Annotated in this window: 1 protein-coding gene; it reads left to right on the top strand. The window is 40.6% G+C overall.

Translation table 11 applies throughout. The annotated features are described in order from the left end of the window. A partial coding sequence (locus BN1128_RS24600) for a pyocin knob domain-containing S74 family peptidase (protein ID WP_167335801.1) occupies nt 1-2,132 on the top strand: 2,132 nt, incomplete at its 5' end. Nucleotides 2,133-2,235: the final 103 nt, after the last annotated feature.

The following is a 2,235-nucleotide window of genomic DNA, read 5'->3' as shown; positions in this document are numbered from 1 at the left end:
CACAAGAAAAAGCTCTTGATATTGTCAAGGCAAGTAAAACCATTTTTACACCCTACAATATAATATCAGATGCAAAGATTACATCGAATAGTCAGATAGAAATATATGACCAAACCAAAACCTATGCACAACGGCTGGTAACTGCATCTGGTATTACGTATATCCAAGGTGGTAAGTCTGATAAAGATGTTACTGATCAGAAAATGATGTTGTCTGGATGGTATGGTACACCCCTTACATCCTTACGTTTTAATATGGCGAATCAAGTTAATCCACAAGTATCTTGGGGTTCTTCTTCTCATGATATATATCATGCAGGCAATCGCCCTACATCAATGCAAGAAGTTTCTCTATCTAATACTAGTTGTAACGAAGCAATAGAATCCGGTTTCTATTCTATCTTTACTGGAACTACTGATACGCCATTTGGTGCTGGCCCCAGTGGGTCTCAGTTGATTGTTGCTAAATGGGGTAATTCTGGTGTTTCTCAAACATTCTATACCTATAACAGTGACCGTGTGTTTGTACGTCGTCTTTATATTGGTGCTTGGCAGCCTTGGTTTGAACTATATTCAACTTCGAAAAAGCCAACTGCTGGTGATATTGATACATGGAATAAGTCAGAATCTGATAATCGGTTCCTTCGCTATAATGTCAACACTGTAACAAACTCGTATGTATTGAGTAAGTCAGTTGACTATACAGACCAACAGTCTAAGAACATGTTTTATTCTGGCTTCTATCGTCATAACAGTACGGATGGCTTTCGTGGTCTTACTATGCATGTTGCTCACCCGGCAAGAGTGGATAGCCCTGCTAATAGTAGAGGGATCACATTTGATTATGGTGGGTCTGGTACGAAGCTCTATACATATGGATATGATGCTAATGGAGTTAGAACCGATAACTACAAGATCTATACTGAGGCTGATAAACCGACAGCATTAGAGGTGAATGCATTACCTAGCTCAGGCGGCACTATGACAGGTGCTTTGATTGTTGCAAATAGGAAGTCCGCAATTGTGGTTGATAATCAGAGGTCAATAAGCTTCCAAGACCAGTCTGCTGATGTGTATCATATACTCGCAGAGGGTAACAATTTTAAGATCAAACGCGGTTTAAGTGCAGAAATTCCAGTATTTGAAATTAATAGTTCAAACGTTAGTATGGTGACTGGGCTTTTTGCTAGACGTGGAATCGTTGTTCAAAGCACCGACGGTAGTACAAATATGGCAATGCAATCATATGATGCAGTCAATCCATATATTAGCGTTAGAACCGTAGGTGACACTGCGGATAGAATTGCATTAACCTTCAATAAAGGTGAAATACTATCCAATAGTGACATGATTACTTCTGGAAACTTCCGTGTAATGAATGATGGTGGTTTGAAGTTTTCTTCAAGTTCCGGTTTTTCTGGTATAACTTGGTCTATTGGTGTCAATGAAGCGTCTAGAGAACTAGGTATTCATCGATATCTTAATGGTGCATGGCAAGCTTTACCAGTTATTGTCCATACTGATGGTACTCTTAATGCAGTAAGTGGTTTACGTACTAGCATTATAAGCTGTAGTGGGAACGTCGCCGTCGGTGGCTCCATGTCAGTAGCTGGTCTTAACGCAACAACTGGCTATATGTCATTGACCAGCCCCGGTAATTGTCTACTGGAATTCCATTCTCCGGGCAAAAACGCCGTAATGATCTATAAGACTGAAGGTGGTGAGATTAGATTTGTTACATCGAATGGTGTTGGTGGGGAATCTGCTTTGCGTATGGCGTTAGATACTGGTAAAAACTTAACAGTTGTCGGTGGTGTATACGCACCCGCATTTGTACAGACTTCAGATATTCGTCTCAAGTCTAACTTGGTCAAGATCGATAACCCTCTTCAACGTTGCGCTGTCATCGATACATACGCTTATGACAAGAACGGCAAACGCGAAGTGGGGGTAGTTGCCCAGGACATTCAGCGAGCGCTTCCGGAAGCCGTGGAGACAGTCCACACGGAAAATGGTGATTATCTAGGTGTTAACTATGGTTCGATCGCTTCTCTTGCTGTTGCTGCTATCAATGAGCTGAATCAACAAGTGAAAGAGTTGAGAGATGAAGTTGAAATGTTGAAGGCTTCGTAGGCAGATGAAGGAGGGGATTACTCTCCTTTATAAAAATTATTCACCCTAAATATTAATGATAATTAATACTGATTATCATTAACAGGGGAATATAATGAATGAC

The organism is Aeromonas piscicola (assembly GCF_000820005.1).
GTDB lineage: Bacteria > Pseudomonadota > Gammaproteobacteria > Enterobacterales > Aeromonadaceae > Aeromonas > Aeromonas piscicola.
The sequence above is the reverse complement of the archived record's forward strand: the minus strand, read 5'-3'. Positions and strand labels throughout refer to the sequence as shown.